The sequence below is a fragment of the Stutzerimonas nosocomialis genome (assembly GCF_005876855.1).
GTDB classification, from domain to species: domain Bacteria; phylum Pseudomonadota; class Gammaproteobacteria; order Pseudomonadales; family Pseudomonadaceae; genus Stutzerimonas; species Stutzerimonas nosocomialis.
Window position 1 is genome coordinate 39,335 of sequence record NZ_QLAE01000026.1, and the last position, 15,973, is coordinate 55,307.

The 15,973-nt window shown below is 64.8% G+C and carries 16 protein-coding genes; 3 read left to right on the forward strand and 13 right to left on the reverse strand.

Features of this window, described 5'->3' with window-relative positions:
* The first annotated feature begins 137 nt into the window (after positions 1 to 137).
* From DN824_RS15845 to DN824_RS15855, 3 genes are read left to right on the forward strand one after another with little or no spacing between them, the layout of a single operon-like run.
* Positions 138 to 2,297 (forward strand): TonB-dependent siderophore receptor, encoded by a 2,160-nt coding sequence (locus DN824_RS15845; RefSeq protein WP_138409377.1) that lies wholly within the window; start codon positions 138 to 140, stop codon positions 2,295 to 2,297.
* A 52-nt stretch (positions 2,298 to 2,349) separates the two neighbouring features.
* On the forward strand, positions 2,350 to 2,655 hold the full coding sequence (locus DN824_RS15850) for a DUF2218 domain-containing protein (RefSeq protein WP_138409378.1): 306 nt from the start codon (positions 2,350 to 2,352) through the stop codon (positions 2,653 to 2,655).
* Complete coding sequence (locus DN824_RS15855; protein ID WP_138409379.1) at positions 2,652 to 3,575, forward strand: alpha/beta hydrolase; 924 nt, start codon at positions 2,652 to 2,654, stop codon at positions 3,573 to 3,575. The genes DN824_RS15850 and DN824_RS15855 overlap by 4 nt, the downstream gene beginning before the upstream one ends.
* Positions 3,576 to 3,603: 28 nt before the next feature.
* Here the strand turns inward: DN824_RS15855 and glmS are convergent, their stop codons facing one another.
* From glmS to DN824_RS15920, 13 genes are all read right to left on the reverse strand, one after another.
* Positions 3,604 to 5,454: a glutamine--fructose-6-phosphate transaminase (isomerizing) gene (glmS, locus tag DN824_RS15860; protein WP_138409380.1), complete on the reverse strand. Its 1,851-nt coding sequence runs from the start codon at positions 5,452 to 5,454 to the stop codon at positions 3,604 to 3,606.
* A gap of 11 nt (positions 5,455 to 5,465) precedes the next feature.
* Positions 5,466 to 6,239: a DeoR/GlpR family DNA-binding transcription regulator gene (locus DN824_RS15865; RefSeq protein ID WP_138409381.1), complete on the reverse strand. Its 774-nt coding sequence runs from the start codon at positions 6,237 to 6,239 to the stop codon at positions 5,466 to 5,468.
* Between the two features lie 116 nt (positions 6,240 to 6,355).
* Entirely contained in the window at positions 6,356 to 7,723 is a 1,368-nt protein-coding gene (gene glmU, locus DN824_RS15870; protein ID WP_138409382.1) for a bifunctional UDP-N-acetylglucosamine diphosphorylase/glucosamine-1-phosphate N-acetyltransferase GlmU, read from the reverse strand.
* A gap of 143 nt (positions 7,724 to 7,866) precedes the next feature.
* Entirely contained in the window at positions 7,867 to 8,298 is a 432-nt protein-coding gene (locus DN824_RS15875; RefSeq protein ID WP_138409383.1) for a F0F1 ATP synthase subunit epsilon, read from the reverse strand.
* A gap of 80 nt (positions 8,299 to 8,378) precedes the next feature.
* Entirely contained in the window at positions 8,379 to 9,755 is a 1,377-nt protein-coding gene (atpD, locus tag DN824_RS15880; protein WP_138409384.1) for a F0F1 ATP synthase subunit beta, read from the reverse strand.
* A 30-nt stretch (positions 9,756 to 9,785) separates the two neighbouring features.
* Entirely contained in the window at positions 9,786 to 10,649 is an 864-nt protein-coding gene (gene atpG, locus DN824_RS15885) for a F0F1 ATP synthase subunit gamma (protein ID WP_138409385.1), read from the reverse strand.
* Positions 10,650 to 10,700: 51 nt separating this feature from the next.
* Positions 10,701 to 12,245 carry a F0F1 ATP synthase subunit alpha gene (gene atpA, locus DN824_RS15890; protein WP_138409386.1) on the reverse strand — a complete coding sequence of 515 codons (1,545 nt, stop codon included), beginning with the start codon at positions 12,243 to 12,245 and terminating at the stop codon, positions 10,701 to 10,703.
* A 15-nt stretch (positions 12,246 to 12,260) separates the two neighbouring features.
* The gene (locus tag DN824_RS15895) at positions 12,261 to 12,797 is read right to left on the reverse strand and encodes a F0F1 ATP synthase subunit delta (protein WP_138409387.1); all 537 of its coding nucleotides are present in this window, start codon (positions 12,795 to 12,797) and stop codon (positions 12,261 to 12,263) included.
* A 12-nt stretch (positions 12,798 to 12,809) separates the two neighbouring features.
* Complete coding sequence (locus DN824_RS15900) at positions 12,810 to 13,280, reverse strand: F0F1 ATP synthase subunit B (protein WP_138409388.1); 471 nt, start codon at positions 13,278 to 13,280, stop codon at positions 12,810 to 12,812.
* Positions 13,281 to 13,373: 93 nt separating this feature from the next.
* The gene (atpE, locus tag DN824_RS15905) at positions 13,374 to 13,601 is read right to left on the reverse strand and encodes a F0F1 ATP synthase subunit C (protein ID WP_003290909.1); all 228 of its coding nucleotides are present in this window, start codon (positions 13,599 to 13,601) and stop codon (positions 13,374 to 13,376) included.
* A 70-nt stretch (positions 13,602 to 13,671) separates the two neighbouring features.
* A complete protein-coding gene (gene atpB, locus DN824_RS15910) occupies positions 13,672 to 14,544 on the reverse strand; it encodes a F0F1 ATP synthase subunit A (protein ID WP_138409389.1) in 873 nt (290 codons plus the stop codon).
* A gap of 14 nt (positions 14,545 to 14,558) precedes the next feature.
* A complete protein-coding gene (locus DN824_RS15915; RefSeq protein ID WP_138409390.1) occupies positions 14,559 to 14,957 on the reverse strand; it encodes a F0F1 ATP synthase subunit I in 399 nt (132 codons plus the stop codon).
* 139 nt (positions 14,958 to 15,096) lie between these two features.
* Complete coding sequence (locus tag DN824_RS15920) at positions 15,097 to 15,969, reverse strand: ParB/RepB/Spo0J family partition protein (RefSeq protein ID WP_138409391.1); 873 nt, start codon at positions 15,967 to 15,969, stop codon at positions 15,097 to 15,099.
* Between the last annotated feature and the right edge of the window lie 4 nt (positions 15,970 to 15,973).

Below are 15,973 nucleotides of genomic sequence, written 5' to 3' on the forward strand. Positions count from 1 at the left end.
AAGCAATTGTTCGCTCGGACAAAGGTTTCGCCGCAGCCGCGATGGCAGACTACGCGCCGACCGTAATTGTTGCAAATCATTATCATTTGATAGGCGCTGGCACCGGCCCGATCCGCCTGCTGCACAGGAGCTCCCGCATGGACAGAACGCACCGCACCCGCCCCCTGAGCCTCGGCCGCCTCATGCTGCTCGGCCTGCTGGCGCCCTTCCCGCTGAGCGCGCTGGCACAGGGCGTCGCTGCCCAGGATGCACCGCTCGAACTGGAGGCCATCACCGTCGAGGGCAACCGCCTGTACGACATGCCGCCCTCAGAGCAGACCGGTGGCTACACCGTGGACGCCGCCACCGTCGGCACCAAGACGCCCGCCGCGCTGCGCGACATCCCGCAGTCGATCACCGTGTACACCGACCGCTACATCAAGGATCGCAACTTCGTGAACCTCGACGACCTGGCCAAGTACACCGCCGGGCTGCGCACCCTGACCAACGACAGCGGGCGCTCGTCGATCTATGCGCGCGGCTACGAGTACGACGAATTCAACATCAACGGCCTGCCGGCGCCGATGGCCAGCATCCTCGGCACCGTGCCGATGCTGGCGCCCTTCGACCGGGTCGAGATCATGCGCGGGCCCTCGGGGCTGTTCAACAGCACCAGCGAGATGGGCGGCATCGTCAACATGGTGCTCAAGCGCCCGACCGAGGAATTCCAGGGCAGCGTCACCGGCCGCTACGGCAGCTTCGACACCAGCTACCTGGAGACCGACCTGTCCGGCCCGCTGACCGAATCCGGCAACGTGCGCGGACGCACCGTGATCGCCCAGGCCGACACCAACGGCGAGGTGGACTACAACGAGAACACCGCGCAGAACGTCTACGGCACCCTCGAGTTCGACCTCACCGACCGCACCACGCTGGGGCTCTCGCTGCTGCACCAGAAGAAGGACATCACCCCGCACAACGGCTACCCCACCGACACCGCCGGCAACCTGCTGGACTGGGACAGCGACACCTTCCTCGGCGCCGACTGGAACGCCTTCGACGGCCGCACCACCGACCTGATCGGCGAGCTGACCCACCGCTTCGACAACGGTGGCTACGGGCGCATCGCGGTACGCAGCTCCCGGCGTGACACCGAGTACTACTACGCCTACACCGGCGGCCCCGGCGTGAATGCCCTGGGCAACGTCGCCCTGACCAGCACCGCCCGCGATGCCGAGCAGGATGCCCTGTCGCTGGATGCCAGCTACAGCCAGCCGTTCGAGGCCTTCGGTCAGGTCAGCGAGTTCGTGGTCGGCACCGACTACAAGCGCTACGACCTGGACTACCGCAACGGGGCCGCCTCGTCCCCGCTCGGCAGCACCAACATCCATACCCATGATCCGTCCAGCGTGATCAAGCCGGCGGTCGCCTACAGCCAGCGGGTGAAGAGCGAGGAGAAGGAGTTCGGCCTGTACTCCAAGCTCACTTTCCGCCCGGTCGAGCGCCTGGCGCTGATCGGCGGCGTGCGGGTCAGCTGGTTCGACGGCGATACCAGCACCACCACCCTCGCCAGCGGCGCGCGCGTCACCAGCGACATGCAGCAGAACGCCGAAGTCACCCCCTACGCCGGCGCGGTGTTCGACCTGGACCCCTGGCATTCGCTGTACGTCAGCTACTCCAAGGTGTTCAAGCCGCAGACCAATGCCGACATCGACGGTCGCATCATCGATCCGCGCGAGGGCGAGCAGTACGAGGCGGGCATCAAGGGCAGCTACTTCGGCGGCGCGCTCAACACGCGGCTGTCGGTGTTCGAGCTGACCGACCAGAACCGCGCGGCGCGCGACCAGAACAACCTGTCCGGAACCTACTACCTGGCGATCGGCGAGGCGCGCATCCGCGGCGGCGAGATCGAGGTCAGCGGCACCCCCTTGCCGGGCTGGGACCTCATCGGCGGCTACACCTACCTGGACACCGACATCATCAAGGGCGACGCCAACGCCGTGTTCGAGCTGATGCCGCAGAACCAGGTCTCGCTGTGGAGCAACTACGCGTTGCAGGGTGGGCCCCTGGCCGGGCTGGGCCTTGGCGCCGGCGTCACCGCCGTCAGCCACTTCCAGACCGCGACCGGCATCGAGGCCCCGGGCTATGCCGTGGTGGACGCCAAGCTGTCCTACCCGCTCACCCCCAAGCTGACGGCGACCCTCGACGTGAACAACGTCCTCGATCGGGAGTACTACTCGCGGGTCGGCTCGACGGGCACCTTCAACTTCTACGGGCCCTCGCGTACCGTCCTGGTCGGCGCCCGCTACGAATTCTGATCCCAGACGCCGCCGGGCCCGGAACCGGCGGCCGCTTCGAGAGAAACGCCCGATGCCTCAATTCCACGCCCAGGTTCCCACGCCCCGCGCTTCGCGCAACATGACCCGCCTGTGCAAGCACTTGCGCCACAAGGTCGCGGTCGAGGCCGACGAGCGCCAGGCGCACATCGACTTCCCCTTCGGCCTGTGCCGGATGCACGCCGAGCCCGAGCGGTTGCTGATCGACTGCCAGGCCGAGCTCGGCGAGGCGACCGAGCGCCTGCGCTTGGTGATCGCCGCCCACCTGCAGCGCTTCTCCGGCGAGGAAGCCCTGGCGGTCGACTGGCGGGACGGCCCGCTGCCGGGCGCGCCGGCATGAAGCGCGCGCTACTGACCCTGCTGGCCACGCTGCCGGCCTGCCTGGCGGCGGCGCATGCCGCGGAGCCGACCTGGCGCCCGGTGACCCTGCCGCAGGCCGAGCAGAAGGACATCCACTCGCGCCAGACCGGCCGCGACTACCGCATCTTTCTTTCGCAGCCGCGCGGCGAAGCGCCGCCGGGCGGCTATCCGGTGCTCTACGTGCTCGACGGCAACGCGCTGTTCCCGGGGCTCGCGGTGCAGGCCGCTGCGCTGGCAGGCCGCCCCGACGCCGGCCTGCGCGATTCGGTGCTGGTGGTCGGCATCGGCTACCCGGGCGATGCCCTCTACGACCTGGACGCACGGGCGTACGACTACACCCCGGCGGTGCCGGAGGCACAGGACGAGCGCCACGGCGGCGCCGAACGCTTCCTGGCCTTCCTCGAAACCGAACTCAAACCGCTGGTGGCCGCACGCTATCCGATCGACCCGCAGCGGCAGACGCTGTTCGGCCATTCCTATGGCGGGCTGTTCGCCCTCTACACGCTGTTCCGCCACCCGGACGCCTTCCAGGGCTACGTCTCGGCCAGCCCGTCGATCTGGTGGGGCGACGGCTACCTGCTCGATGCGCGCGACCGCTTTCTCGCCGCAGCCGGCGAACAGGCGCCCTCGGCCCGGTTGCTGCTCACCGTCGGCGGTGCCGAGGAACCGACCGGCGTCGCGCCGGACGACCCGCGCGGGCGCCGCCTGGCCGAACGCCGGATGGTCGGCAATGCCCGCGAACTGGCGCAGAGCCTGGCGCCGCTGCAGGCGCACGGACTTGCCAGCGAGCTGCGCGTGCATCCGGAGGCGGACCACGGCACCAACGGCTGGCTGACCGCCATCGAGGCCCTGACCTTCGCCGCCCGGCCAGTGGCGCAGCGCCCGCCGTCGCGCCCCTGACGCCGGCGCGCGACGGGCTGCGGGCGGCCTATTCCACCGTCACCGACTTGGCGAGGTTGCGCGGCTGATCCACATCGGTGCCGCGCAGCACCGCCACGTGGTAGGACAGCAGTTGCAGCGGCAGCGTGTAGAGGATCGGCGCCAGCGCATCGTGGATGTGCGGCATCTCCACGATGTAGGTGCCCTCGCCGTTTTCGATGCCCACCTCGCGATCGGAGAACACGATGAGTTCGCCGCCACGGGCCCGCACCTCCTGCAGATTGGACTTGAGCTTTTCCACCAGCTCGTTGTTCGGCGCCACGGTCACCACCGGCATGTCTGCGTCGACCAGGGCCAGCGGGCCATGCTTGAGTTCGCCGGCCGGATAGGCCTCGGCGTGGATGTAGGAAATCTCCTTGAGCTTGAGCGCCCCTTCCATCGCCACCGGGTACTGCGCGCCGCGGCCCAGGAACAAGGTGTGGTGTTTCTCGGCGAAGTGCTCGGAGATCGCCTGCACGCTCGGGTCCATCGCCAGGGCCTCGCCCAGGCGGGTCGGCAGGCGCCGCAGCTCGGCCACCAGCTCCGCCTCGATCCCCGGTGCCAGGGTGTCACGGCTGCGCCCGAGCGAGAGCGTCAGCAGCATCAGGGCCACCAGCTGGGTGGTGAACGCCTTGGTGGAGGCGACGCCGATTTCGGGCCCGGCCTGGGTCAGCAGGGTCAGGTCCGACTCGCGCACCAGCGAGCTGATGCCCACGTTGCAGATCGCCAGGCTCGCCAGGTAGCGCCCGTCCTTCTCGCTGCGCGCCTTGGCGTTGCGCAAGGCGGCCAGGGTATCGGCGGTTTCGCCGGACTGGGAAATGGTCACGAACAGCGTATCGGGCTGCACCACCACGCGGCGGTAGCGGAACTCGCTGGCCACCTCGACCTGGCAGGGAATCCCGGCCAGCTCCTCGAGCCAGTACCGCGCGACCATGCCGGCGTGGTAGCTGGTGCCGCAGGCGACGATCTGCACGTTGCGCACCCGGGCGAACAGTTCCGCGGCCTGCGGGCCGAATGCGTCGACCAGCACCTGGGCGTCGCCCAGACGCCCTTCCAGGGTGCGCTGGACCACGCTGGGCTGCTCGTGGATCTCCTTGAGCATGAAATGCCGGTAGACCCCCTTGTCGGCGGCTTCGGCACCGTCGTGATACTGCACCGTCTCGCGCTCCACAGGCTGCCCGGCGGCGTCCCAGATCTGCACACTGTCACGGCGGATCTCGGCGATGTCGCCCTCCTCCAGGTACATGAAGCGGTCGGTCACCTGGCGCAGCGCGAGCTGGTCGGAGGCCAGGAAGTTCTCACCCAGCCCCAGCCCGATCACCAGCGGGCTGCCGCTGCGCGCGGCCAGCAGGCGGTCCGGCTGGGCGGCGCTGATCACCGACAGGCCGTAGGCCCCGTGCAGCTCCTTGACCGCGGCCTTGAGCGCCTCGGCCAGGTCACCCAGCGCCTTGAGCTTGCGGTCGAGCAGATGGACGATGACCTCGGTGTCGGTCTCGGAGGTGAACAGGTAGCCCTGGCTCTTGAGTTCGTTTCGCAGCGCCTCGTGGTTTTCGATGATGCCGTTGTGCACCACCGCCAGGTTGCTGCCGGAAAAATGCGGATGGGCGTTGCGCTCGCTCGGTGCGCCGTGGGTGGCCCAGCGGGTATGGGCGATGCCTATCCGGCCGGCCAGCGGCTCCTGCTGCTGGGCCTGTTCCAGTTCGGCCACCTTGCCCACGCGACGCAGGCGCTGCAGCTGGCCTCCGGCGTCGATGACGGCCAGACCCGCGCTGTCGTAGCCCCGGTACTCGAGGCGCTTGAGGCCTTCGAGGAGGATGGCGGTGATGTTGCGTTCGGCGATGGCGCCCACGATGCCACACATACGTAGCTCTCCTAGGAATGGTCGGAGCGGGCGCAGATGATTCGCACGCCCCGCTCCTGAATGGCGACGCGAGCCTGTTCGTCGAGGCGCTCGTCGGTGATGAGGGTATGGATGCTGCTCCAGGGCAGCTCCAGGTTCGGAATCCTGCGACCGATCTTGTCGGCCTCGGCCAGCACGATGACCTCCCGCGCGACCTCGGCCATCACGCGCGACAGCCCGAGCAGCTCGTTGAAGGTGGTGGTACCGCGCTGCAGGTCGATGCCGTCAGCCCCGATGAACAGCTGGTCGAAGTCGTAGCTGCGCAGGACCTGTTCGGCGACCTGCCCCTGGAAGGATTCGGAATGCGGGTCCCAGGTTCCGCCGGTCATCAGCAGCACCGGCTCGTGTTCCAGGTCGCGCAGCGCATTGGCGACGTTCAGGGAATTGGTCATGACCACCAGGCCGGGCTTGCGTCCCAGCTCGCCGATCATCGCCGCCGTGGTGCTGCCGCTGTCGACGATGATGCGCGCGTGCTCGCGAATGCAGCCCACGGCGGTACGGGCGATCGCCGCTTTCCATGGCGACAGTGGCTGGCTGCTTTCACCGATCAGCTCCTGGGGGAGCGGCACCGCGCCACCGTAGCGGCGCAGCAGCAAGCCGTTCTTCTCCAGGGCCGCGAGGTCCTTGCGGATCGTCACCTCGGATGTTTCGAACCGCTTGGACAAGGCTTCCACGCTGACCTCGCCCTGCTCGGCGAGCAGGGCGAGGATGGCGTGGCGGCGCTGTGGCGTATTGCGTTTCGACATTTAAAGTTTCGATTCGAAAGTTAAACGAAATCGAATCAAAACATAGTGCCGCGCCTGCCGCAAGCCGTCCGCTGAAAATCCGGAACGGCGCCACGGTTACGTCGAGCGACGTACGCTCAGTCCTTTTTCTGCTTCTGCGGCCGGCTCCAGCCTTCGATCAAGGCCTGGCGCGCCCGTCCGAGTGCCAGCGTATGGGCCGGGACGTCGCGGGTGATGGTCGAGCCGGCCCCGGTCGTGGCGCCGTCGCCCAGCTTCACCGGTGCCACCAGCGCGCTGTTGGAACCGATGAAGACGTCCTCGCCCAGCTCAGTGCGCCATTTGTTGGCGCCGTCGTAGTTGCAGGTGATGGTGCCGGCGCCGATGTTACTGCGCGCGCCGATGTCCGCATCGCCCAGGTAGCTCAGGTGCCCGGCCTTGGCACCTTCGCCGAGGCGCGCATTCTTCACCTCGACGAAATTGCCGACGTGGGCCCTGGCTTCCAGCACCGCCCCCGGACGCAGGCGTGCGAACGGACCGCAATCGGCGCCCTCGCCCACCTCGGCGCCTTCCAGGTGGCTGTTGGCCTTGACCACCGCGCCCTTGCGCAGCGTGCTGTCGCGGATCACGCAATTGGGGCCGATGCTGACGCCGTCCTCGATGACCACATGGCCTTCGAGGATGACGTTGATGTCGATGGTCACGTCGCGCCCGACCGTGGCATGGCCGCGCAGGTCGAACCGCGCCGGGTCCAGCAACGTCACGCCCTGGCTCATCAGTCGCTGCGCCGCGCGCTTCTGGAAATGCCGCTCGAGCTCGGCGAGCTGCGCACGGTCATTGGCGCCCTGCACTTCCATTGCGTCCAGCGGCTGTTCGGTGGCCACACGCAGGCCGTCGGAGACCGCCATGGCGATCACGTCAGTCAAGTAGTACTCGCCCTGGGCGTTGCTGTTGGAGAGCCGCCCCAACCAATCGCCCAGGCGCTCGCCCGGCACCGCGAGAATGCCGGTGTTGCCTTCGCGAACGGCGCGCTGTTCGGGCGTCGCGTCCTTGTGCTCGACGATGGCGGTGACCTGCCCGTGCGCATCGCGCAGGATGCGTCCGTAGCCGGTGGGGTCGGCCAGTTCGACGGTGAGCAGGGCCAACTGCTCGGCCGTTACCTGCTGCAGCAGGCGCTGCAGGGTCTGCGCCTCGATGAGCGGCACGTCGCCATAGAGGATCAACACGCGCGAGGCGCTCAACGACGGCAAGGCCTGGGCGACGGCGTGGCCGGTCCCCAGCTGCTCGGCCTGAACCACGAAATTGAGGTCCTCGGCCTGCAACCGTTCGCGCACCTTTTCCGCCCCGTGGCCGATCACCACGTGGATGCCCTGCGGCTCGAGCTGGCGAGCGGTTTCGATGACATGACCGAGCATGGACGTGCCGGCGACGGGATGCAGCACCTTCGGCAGGGACGAACGCATGCGTGTGCCCTGGCCGGCGGCGAGGATGACGATATCGAGGGACATGGGACGAGATCCTGGAACAGACGTGAAAGCAGCCTAGGCCCGCATCGCCGATTGCTCAACGGCCGGGCAAAGACCTCTGGAGAGGAAAAGAAAAAGGGTAGCCGAGGCTACCCTTTTCGTTCAACGCGATGCAGTGGCCGCTATCAGCCACGGCCACCGAACTTCTTGCGCATCTGCTGCACGGTACGCAGCTGAGCCGCAGCTTCGGCCAGTTGCGCAGCAGCGGAGCCGTAGTCGAACTCGGCGCCCTTCTCGTGCAGTGCCTTCTCGGCCGCCTTGACGGCAGCCTGCGCAGCAACCTCGTCCAGATCCTTGGCGCGCGTCGCGGTATCGGCGAGAACCTTCACCATGTTCGGCTGCACTTCGATGAAGCCGCCGGAGATGTAGAAGACTTCCTCGTCGCCACCCTGCTTGATCACGCGAACCGGACCCGGCTTGAGGTCGGTCAGCAGCGGCGCGTGGCCCGGCAGGATACCGATGTCGCCCAGGTGACCATGGGCAACCACCATCTCCACCAGCCCCGAGAACAGCTCTTCTTCCGCGCTGACGATGTCGCAATGGACTGTCATAGCCATACCTATGCCTCGGTGTGTTCAGCCTCCGCCAGGCATGCCTGGCAGAGGTCCGATCGGGCGCCCGTCGCCGGGCGCGCCAGTTACAGTTTCTTGGCCTTCTCGATGGCTTCGTCGATGGTACCGACCATGTAGAACGCCTGCTCCGGCAGGTGATCGTAGTCACCGTTGAGGATGCCGGCGAAACCACGGATGGTTTCCTTCAGCGAAACGTACTTGCCCGGTGCACCGGTGAAGACTTCGGCCACGAAGAACGGCTGCGACAGGAAGCGCTGGATCTTACGAGCGCGCGATACCAGCTGCTTGTCCGCCTCGGACAGCTCGTCCATACCCAGGATGGCGATGATGTCCTTCAGTTCCTTGTAGCGCTGCAGCACGTACTGGACGCCGCGAGCGGTGTCGTAGTGCTCCTGGCCGATGACCAGCGGATCCAGCTGACGCGAGGTCGAATCGAGCGGGTCGACCGCAGGGTAGATACCCAGCGAGGCGATGTCGCGCGACAGAACGACGGTGGCGTCCAGGTGGGCGAAGGTGGTCGCCGGGGACGGGTCGGTCAGGTCGTCCGCAGGTACGTAGACGGCCTGGATCGAAGTGATCGAACCCTGCTTGGTGGAGGTGATGCGCTCCTGCAGAACGCCCATCTCTTCGGCCAGGGTCGGCTGGTAACCCACCGCGGACGGCATACGGCCCAGCAGTGCGGATACTTCGGTACCGGCGAGGGTGTAACGGTAGATGTTGTCGACGAACAACAGAACGTCACGGCCTTCGTCACGGAACTTCTCGGCCATGGTCAGGCCGGTCAGCGCAACGCGCAGACGGTTGCCCGGCGGCTCGTTCATCTGGCCGTATACCAGGGCTACCTTGTCGAGAACGTTGGAGTCCTTCATCTCGTGGTAGAAGTCGTTACCCTCACGAGTACGCTCACCCACACCGGCGAACACCGAATAACCGCTGTGCTCGATGGCGATGTTACGGATCAGCTCCATCATGTTCACGGTCTTGCCGACACCGGCACCACCGAACAGACCGACCTTACCGCCCTTGGCGAACGGGCAAACCAGGTCGATGACCTTGATGCCGGTTTCCAGCAGCTCGTTGCCACCGGCCTGCTCCGCATAGCTCGGCGCCGGACGATGGATGCCCCAGCGCTCTTCTTCGCCGATCGGGCCGGCTTCGTCGATGGGGTTGCCCAGGACGTCCATGATGCGGCCCAGGGTCGCCTTGCCGACCGGTACGGAGATGGCCGCGCCGGTGTTGCTGACGTCCAGACCACGCTTGAGGCCTTCGGTCGAACCCATGGCGATCGAACGAACGATGCCGTCGCCCAGCTGCTGCTGGACTTCCAGGGTGGTTTCCGCGCCGATGACTTTCAGCGCGTCATACACGTTCGGTACCTGATCGCGCGGAAATTCCACGTCGATGACGGCGCCGATGATTTGAACGATACGTCCGCTACTCATGTTTGGTTCCTCTGAATATTTGAACCGTTCTTAAACCGCGGCAGCGCCGCCGACGATTTCCGAAATTTCCTGAGTGATCGCAGCCTGACGGGCCTTGTTGTAGACCAGTTGCAGGTCGCCGATCAGCTCACCGGCGTTGTCGGTTGCGTTCTTCATGGCGATCATCCGCGCCGCCTGTTCGGCAGCACCGTTCTCGACCACCGCCTGGTAGACCTGGGACTCGATGTAGCGAACCAGCAGCGCGTCCAGCAGTTGCTGGGCGTCGGGCTCGTACAGGTAATCCCACTGCCCCTTGGGCGCGGTCTCATCGTTCCCGGCGGCCAGCGGTAGCAATTGCTCGACGCTCGGCTGCTGGGTCATGGTGTTGATGAACTTGTTCGACACCAGGTACAGACGGTCCAGACGGCCTTCGTGGAAAGCGTCCAGCATGACCTTCACGCTACCGATCAGGTCGTTGATCGAGGGCTCTTCGCCGAGGTGGCCGATCGCTGCGATGACGTTGCCGCCGTAGCTGCGGAAGAAGCTCGCACCCTTGTTGCCGATCACACCGAGGTCGGCCTCGACATTGCTGTCGTGCCATTCCTTCATGTTCTTGATCAGCGCCTTGAACAGGTTGATGTTCAGGCCGCCGCACAGACCACGGTCGGTGGACACGACGATGTAGCCAACCCGCTTGACCGGGCGCTCCACCATGAACGGATGGCGGTATTCCGGGTTGGTGTTGGCCAGATGGCCAATCACCTGCCGGATCCGCTGCGCATAGGGACGGCTGGCAGCCATGCGCAGTTGTGCCTTGCGCATCTTGCTGACCGCCACCTTTTCCATGGCGCTGGTGATCTTCTGCGTGCTTTTGATGCTCGCAATCTTGCTGCGAATCTCTTTTGCGCCTGCCATTTGACACCTATCGCGTTAGCAGGCGGACGCCCTGAGGGCGCCCGCTGCGGCTTACCAGCTTTGCGAAGCCTTGAACGACTCGATACCGGCCTTGATGCCTGCGTCGATCTCGTCGTTGAAGTCGCCCTTCTCGTTGATCTTCGCCAGCAGCGCGGCATGCTCGCGCTGGAAGTAGGAGATCAACGCCTGTTCGAAGGCGCCGACTTTGGCCACTTCGACGTCGGTGAGGAAACCGCGCTCGGCGGCATACAGCGAAACGGCCATCTCGCCAATCGACATCGGCGCGTACTGCTTCTGCTTCATCAGCTCGGTCACACGCTGACCATGCTCGAGCTGCTTGCGGGTGGCTTCGTCCAGGTCCGAGGCGAACTGGGCGAAGGCCGCCAGTTCACGGTACTGGGCCAGCGCGGTACGGATACCGCCCGACAGCTTCTTGATGATCTTGGTCTGCGCGGCGCCACCGACGCGGGATACCGAGATACCGGCGTTGACGGCCGGACGGATGCCTGCGTTGAACATGGCGGACTCGAGGAAGATCTGACCGTCGGTAATCGAGATCACGTTGGTCGGAACGAACGCGGAAACGTCACCGGCCTGGGTTTCGATCAGCGGCAGTGCGGTCAGCGAGCCGGTCTTGCCGGTCACGGCGCCATTGGTGAACTTCTCGACGTATTCCTCGGAAACGCGCGAAGCACGCTCCAGCAGGCGGCTGTGGAGATAGAACACGTCGCCCGGATAGGCTTCACGGCCCGGCGGACGGCGCAGCAGCAGGGAGATCTGGCGGTAGGCCACGGCCTGCTTGGAGAGGTCGTCGTACACGATCAGCGCGTCTTCGCCGCGGTCGCGGAAGTACTCGCCCATGGTGCAGCCGGAGTAAGGTGCCAGGTACTGCAGCGCAGCGGCTTCCGACGCGCTGGCAGCGACCACGATGGTGTTCGACAGCGCGCCGTGCTCTTCGAGCTTGCGTACCACGTTGGCGATGGTCGACTGCTTCTGACCGATGGCCACGTAGACGCAGCGGATGCCACTGTTGCGCTGGTTGATGATGGCGTCGACAGCCAGGGCGGTCTTGCCGATCTGACGGTCACCGATGATCAGCTCGCGCTGGCCACGGCCGACCGGGATCATCGCATCGACCGACTTGTAACCGGTCTGCACCGGCTGGTCGACCGACTTACGCCAGATCACGCCAGGCGCGACCTTTTCGACGGCATCGGTCGCCGAAGCGTTGATCGGGCCCTTGCCATCGATCGGGTTGCCCAGGGCATCGACCACGCGGCCGAGCAGTTCAGGACCGACCGGCACTTCCAGTACGCGACCGGTGCACTTGGCGCTCATGCCTTCGGTCAGGCCCAGGTAGTTGCCCAGGACCACGGCACCGACGGAGTCCTGCTCCAGGTTCAGCGCCATGCCGTAGATGCCGCCAGGGAATTCGATCATCTCGCCGTACATGACGTCGGCCAGACCGTAGATACGCACGATGCCGTCGGAAACGCTGACGACGGTGCCTTCGTTACGGGCCTGGGCAGCGACATCGGACTTCTCGATGCGCTGCTTGATGATTTCACTTATCTCAGAAGGATTCAGTTGCTGCATGCCATGACCCTCAAATCAGGATTTCAACGATTCGGCCAACTGGCTCAGTTTGCCGCGGACCGAACCATCGACAACCACATCACCGGCGCGAATAACGACGCCGCCGATCAGCGCAGGGTTCACGACCTGCTGGGGGTTGACGGTACGATCTAGCCGCTTCGACAGGGCGGCAGCCAAAGTTTGGAGTTGCGCGGTGCTCAGCTCGTAAGCGGTCTGCACCTCGACGTCGAGTGTCTTCTCGGCTTGCGCTTTGAGGTCCTCGAAGAGTTCGCGGATCGTCGGCAGCACCGCCAGGCGATCATGTTCGCCCAGGGTGGCGACGAAGTTGCGAAACGCTTCGTCAACGTCGTTACCGAGCAGCTGCACAACCGTCTTGACCTTGCTTTCGCTGGTCGTGCGCGGGTTCTTCAACAGCTCGGCGACTTCGGGGACTTCAACAGCGACGGCAGCCAGGTTCAACATGCCGGACCAAGCCTCGGTCTGGCCCGCTGCGCTGGCGTGCTCGAAAGCGGCCTTGGCGTAAGGCCGGGCAAGCGTCTGGTTATTGATCATCGCTTGCCTCGCTTAGAGTTGGGAGGCCAGTTTTTCGACCAGGTCGTTATGAACCTTGGCGTCCACCTGGGACTCCAGGATTTTCTCCGCGCCCAGCACGGCGAGGGCCGCTACCTGGCTGCGCAGTTGATCCTTGGCGCGATTCACTTCCTGCTCGATCTCGGCGCGGGCACCGGCGACCAGTCGCTCGCCTTCGGCGCGCGCCTGCTGCTTGGCTTCCTCAACGATGGCGTTGGCTTGCTTGTTGGCCTGCTCGAGGATCTGGGTAGCCTGCTCACGGGTCTCGCGAAGGGTATGGGACGCCTTCTCCTGAGCCAGTTTCAGGTCTTGTTGCGCACGGCCTGCGGCATCCAGACCTTCGGCGATTTTCTTCTGGCGTTCCTGCATGGCCTTGGTGATCGGCGGCCATACGAACTTCATGCAAAACCAGACGAAAATAGCGAAGGCGAACGTCTGACCGAACAGCGTCAAGTTAATGTTCACAGCGATTTACCTCGTGCTATCTCGTTCGACGCGTTTGTCATTCCTTGGCGGCAGAGCCCGTCAGCCGGACCCCGCCTGAAACCGGGAAAGGGCTTAGCCAGCGACAACGAAGATGAGGTACATCGCGATACCGACACCGATCATCGGTACGGCGTCGAGCAGACCGGCCATCAGGAAGGTCTTGGTTTGCAGCTGCGGAGCCAGCTCGGGTTGACGAGCGGTGGATTCCAGCAGTTTGCCACCCAGCAGAGCGAAGCCGATGCCGGTGCCCAGGGCACCCAGACCGATCATGATGGAGGCGGCGATGTAGACGAGTTCCATGTAAAGCTCCTGAATCAAAGGTTAAGGTTTTCTGTGTGGGAGATTAGCGTGTTGTCGAACCGGTCATCCGTTACGGCGTGAGTTCGGCGTGACTGTGGTCTTCGTGTGCCGAGCTCAGATACACCACGGTCAGTACCATGAATATGAACGCCTGCAGCGGGATCACCAGGATGTGGAAGATCGCCCAGGGCACATTCAACGTCCACTGCACGTAGAACGGCAGCAGCGCGATGAGGATGAATACCACCTCACCGGCGTACATGTTGCCGAACAGACGCAGAGCGAGGCTCAGCGGCTTGGTCAGCAGACCGAGGATTTCGAGGAACAGGTTGAACGGAATCAGCGACCAGTGATTGAACGGGGTAAACGCCAGTTCCTTGGTGAAACCGCCAAAACCCTTGACCTTGAAGCTGTAGAACAGAATCAGCAGGAATACGCCCAGCGACAGACCGAAGGTGCCGTTCGGGTCGGCGGTCGGGACGATCTTGAAGTACGGCAGCCCCAGCGCATGGGCCAGACCCGGGATGTAGTCGACCGGAATCCACTTCAGGCTGTTCATCAGGAACACCCAGACGAAGATGGTCAGGGCCAGCGGCGCGATGACCGGGTTGCGGCCGTGGAAGGTGTCCTTGACGACACCTTCGACGAACTCGACGCACATTTCCACCAGGTTCTGCAGGCGACCCGGCACGCCGGCCGTGGCGGCCTTGGCCGCGAGGCTGAACAGACCGATGAAGATCAGACCCATGAAGATCGACCAGCCCAGGGTGTCCAGGTGCACCGCCATGAAGCCCATGTCGCGCGCTTCGACCGACGTCTGGGCAATGGTCCAGGTCGCCTGGTCGAGTACGGTGTTGTCTGCGCGAACGTAACCCTCGGGCAGCTTACCGAAGGTCAGGTTCTGCAGGTGATGCTGGATGTATTCAGCTGGACTACTCGCCATAAACGCCTCAGTGCTCAATGCTTCGGATTGTTTTTCATCAGCAGGAGCGCACTCGCCCCGGTGCCTAGTACCAGCAGATAGCCGGCGAACAAGGCAATCGGCTCAAGCGGTTTCACTCCCACGAACACCAGCGCAAAGAGCGCTGCTGCCAGAATCTGCTTGCCCATCTCACCCGACCAGAAGGACTGGATGATGGCCCTGGTTGAACGCGCGCCAAAAAAACGAAAGGCCTTGTGCGCGAAATAGAGGTTTGCCAGCAGGGCGATGAGCCCGCCGAGCAACCCCGAGTAGCCTGCGGTAATACCAAAGAAAACACCGCACAGTACCGCCGAGACAACCACCATCAGCGCCTGCATACGCAGCACGCGAAAAACCGGCAGGCGATGGATCGGAGTTCGGTTACGTATGTTCACTCACGACCCGTTTTGCCCTTGCATCCGAATCGACGCAATAGTTGCTCGCTATCAAAAAGCGCGGCGAGTATAGGAGCGCACCCGGTACGGTTCAACCGTCGGGCAGCTGTTTCCGACTGCCGCTGCAAAACATTTTGTTTCAACGAATGTGTGCAAGCACACCCTGCAGCTCATCCAGCGAATTGTAACGGATCACCAGCTGCCCCTTGCCCTTCTGTCCATGCTTGATCTGCACGGGAGAGCCTAGACGCTCGGCCAGCCGCTGCTCCAGCCGTGCAATGTCCGGATCGCTCTTGGGCTCTGCCTTGGGCCTTTCCTTGCTGTTGAGCCACTGCCTGACCAGGGCTTCGGTCTGCCGAACCGTGAGGCCTCGTGCGACAACATGCCGCGCGCCTTCGACCTGCTGGTCGGCCGGCAAACCGAGCAGTGCCCGGGCGTGCCCCATTTCGAGGTCACCATGGGACAGCAGGGTCTTGATCTCTTCGGGCAGGGCGATCAGACGCAGCAGGTTGCTTACGGTGACCCGCGACTTGCCGACCGCATCGGCGACCTGCTGCTGGGTGAGCTGGAATTCCTGCTGCAGACGCTGCAGGGCGACGGCTTCCTCGACCGGGTTGAGGTCTTCGCGCTGGATGTTCTCGATCAGCGCCATGGCGATCGCGGCTTCGTCCGGTACCTCGCGGACCATGGCCGGAATCCGCTCCAGACCGGCCAGCTGGCTCGCCCGCCAGCGCCGTTCGCCGGCAATGATCTCGAAGCGGTCCTTGCCGATCGCTCGTACCACGATCGGCTGCATGACGCCCTGGGCTTTGATCGATTGCGCCAGTTCCTCGAGCGCGGCCGGATCCATGTCACGCCGGGGCTGATACTTGCCCCGCTGGATCAGGTCCAGGGGCAGGTGCTGCAGTTCGCGGCTGTCGGCCTGCACCGCCTCTTCCTGCAGGGCGGTGACGGTGGCACCACCGAGCAGTGCATCCAGACCGCGCCCGAGACCACGTTTTTTGGTCGCCATAGAA